The organism is Phormidium sp. CCY1219 (genome assembly GCF_035615515.1).
Lineage (GTDB): Bacteria > Cyanobacteriota > Cyanobacteriia > Cyanobacteriales > Laspinemataceae > CCY1219.
The window spans coordinates 1-2,408 of sequence record NZ_JAJENT010000558.1 but is presented as its reverse complement, the minus strand read 5'-3'; the positions used below and the strand labels follow the sequence as shown (position 1 = coordinate 2,408).

Below are 2,408 nucleotides of genomic sequence, written 5' to 3'. Positions count from 1 at the left end.
GAGGGGCTTGGTAAGACTTTATTTTCCCAAGCTCACCTGACCAGAAGACCAGACTTATCTAAGTTTGGTAGCCATGACGGCGATCGCTAAAGGCAAGCACTGGACGCGCTTGTGTCTGCAACTCCCGAAAGGAAACCGAGGGAATGCCTTGACCTTTGCCGATGCGGTAAGCTACTTTTATCCACCAATAAACCAATTCTCCCGAAGGGGAGGAGCGGCGGTTGCGAGTCTGGCTGCTGCTATGCAAGCCACTACCGGCAAATAAATCGCCGGATGAGTTGCAACCATCATGGACAACAATAAACGGAGAAGGGTGCAACTACCTTGACCTATCCGTAATTGAGGAATGTGATGAGCAACGACTTAGATCTGATCAAAAGCCTAAGCCCCAGCGCAATGGATCAGATCATGCTATATCTGGCCTTCAGTGCCATGAGGACAAGCGGACACCGACATGGGGCATTTCTGGATGCAGCGGCAACAGCAGCTAAATGCGCCATTTACATGACCTATCTGGAACAGGGCGAAAACCTGCGAATGACAGGTCATCTGCATCACATCGAACCAAAGCGGGTGAAGGCAATTGTCGAAGAAGTCAGAGAAGCGCTGACGGAAGGCAAGTTGCTCAAGATGCTCGGTTCGCAAGAGCCTCGCTATCTGATCCAGTTTCCCTACGTTTGGTTGGAACAGTATCCCTGGATGCCGGGACGTCCGCGCATTCCAGGTAATAATCTGACCAGTGACGAGAAGCGCCAAATCGAACGTCAGTTGCCCCCGCATCTACCCGACGCTCAATTGGTCAATTCGTTTCAGTTCATGGAACTGATCGAATTTCTCCACGGTCGCTCTCAGGAAGATTTTCCACCAGAACGGCGAATGCCCTTGAGCGAAGCTTTGGCGGAACATATCAAGCGTCGGTTAATCTACTCGGGAACCGTGACCCGGATTAATTCCCCTTGGGGTATGCCATTCTACGCTCTGACCCGCTCTTCTTACTCCCCGGCGGATGACCACGAGCGGACTTATGTCATGGTGGAGGATACAGCACGCTATTTCCGTCTGATGAAGGATTGGGCAGAACGACAACCGAAAACCATGCGGTTGTTGGAAGAATTGGATATCCCCCCCCATCGGATGGAACAAGCAATGGATGAGTTGGATGAAATCATCCGTCAGTGGGCCGATCGCTATCACCAAGATGATGGAGAACCGATGATCCTGCAAATGGTCTTTGGACCGCAATAGGGCAGCGAAAACAAATTCTCGATTGCCGATCGTGGGTTGTTAAGGATTGCGCGGTGTGCTCTAAAATCGATTAACCCCCAACTTTCAACCGCTGCGATCGCAATTGAAACGCGCCCCGAAACCATGCAAATACCCGCGAGAACCGGGGGTTGGTCTTCCGCATCAGATAGCATGTCTTGGGGCCTCGTGTAAGGGTGCGAGATGTTCGAGACCAGGGCGCATCCCTACCACACAGCATTACCAACAAAGGGTGGAATGCAGCCAACGTCTTTTGCAAAAGGGACGTTGCCCCTGCTCCACCCTTGTCAATTCCAATTTTCCGATTAAAAATTTAATCCGGGATGGCGATCGGCGATGAATACCTAAAGCCAAATCTGACCCCACTCCCACCCATTCCCCCTCCAGATCCGCCCTCTGCTGACGCTGTGAAGTTAAACTACGCACAGAAGTCGCCTCCCCTCCTCGTCTCCAAAGCCAGCCTTGCTTGAAAGTTTCCTTTCACAGGTCTCCTCAATAACCTGTCTCTTGTCACGAATACCTTTCAAACTTACATCTCTGGCAATCTTTTCCTCATGGCAATCTCTGTGTAGCAGTTAGAGGTTTTTGTACTCACCCTTTCCACCTTTTGATTTGAGGGTGATATGCTCGATTTTAAACACATCTTCCTCCCTGAAGTGTAATCCACAGTAAGCGCACTTCCCTTCTTGCCGCTTGAAGAGCTTTGCCACCCCCTTGAAGGCTTTTGGATGTTTGCCCATTCTTCAACTCCAGTAAACCAGTTTGCCATCTTAGGGGGACGCTTCAAATTGCCCTTATTTACTAACTCTCCGTTAATTTTATTAGCCAAAAGGCAAGGTATTGTTAATGTAGGTCAAAGCGGCCAAAAAGCTATTAAAATTCTTGTTAGAGGGTCAATATAGCCTTTCTCAGATTGATGTGGTACGTAGCCGAATATTCATTACCGCGCTTGCACCTCCGAAATGAAAAATTCTCTACCTTACTTATATGAAAATCTTATAAATCTGGCGCGATCGCCACAGCTTTTTTCACCGATAGGGCGCTACAGCATAAATAACTATTCCGCTCATCGGAATAGTTTTTTCCCATCCCGGGAATTGGACTAAGCATAAATAACTATTCCGCTCATCGGAATAGTTTTTTTC

Annotated in this window: 3 protein-coding genes; 2 read left to right on the top strand and 1 reads right to left on the bottom strand. The window is 48.9% G+C overall.

Going from position 1 to position 2,408, the window contains the following annotated elements:
* Positions 1–73 precede the first annotated feature (73 nt).
* Together LKK83_RS15485 and hetR are read left to right on the top strand one after the other, a co-directional pair.
* Entirely contained in the window at positions 74–265 is a 192-nt protein-coding gene (locus tag LKK83_RS15485; protein ID WP_324632112.1) for a hypothetical protein, read from the top strand.
* Positions 266–351: 86 nt separating this feature from the next.
* Positions 352–1,245 carry a heterocyst differentiation master regulator HetR gene (hetR, locus tag LKK83_RS15480; RefSeq protein WP_324632111.1) on the top strand — a complete coding sequence of 298 codons (894 nt, stop codon included), beginning with the start codon at positions 352–354 and terminating at the stop codon, positions 1,243–1,245.
* 593 nt (positions 1,246–1,838) lie between these two features.
* On the opposite strand, the gene LKK83_RS15475 is transcribed toward hetR, so the two are convergent.
* The gene (locus LKK83_RS15475) at positions 1,839–2,003 is read right to left on the bottom strand and encodes an HNH endonuclease (protein WP_324632110.1); all 165 of its coding nucleotides are present in this window, start codon (positions 2,001–2,003) and stop codon (positions 1,839–1,841) included.
* Positions 2,004–2,408 lie beyond the last annotated feature (405 nt).

Excerpts from the sequence above, each read along its gene's own strand:
- LKK83_RS15475 (WP_324632110.1), bottom strand. The coding sequence starts at position 2,003 with ATGGGCAAACATCCAAAAGCCTTCAAGGGGGTGGCAAAGCTCTTCAAG.
- hetR (WP_324632111.1), top strand. The coding sequence starts at position 352 with ATGAGCAACGACTTAGATCTGATCAAAAGCCTAAGCCCCAGCGCAATG.
- LKK83_RS15485 (WP_324632112.1), top strand. The coding sequence starts at position 74 with ATGACGGCGATCGCTAAAGGCAAGCACTGGACGCGCTTGTGTCTGCAA.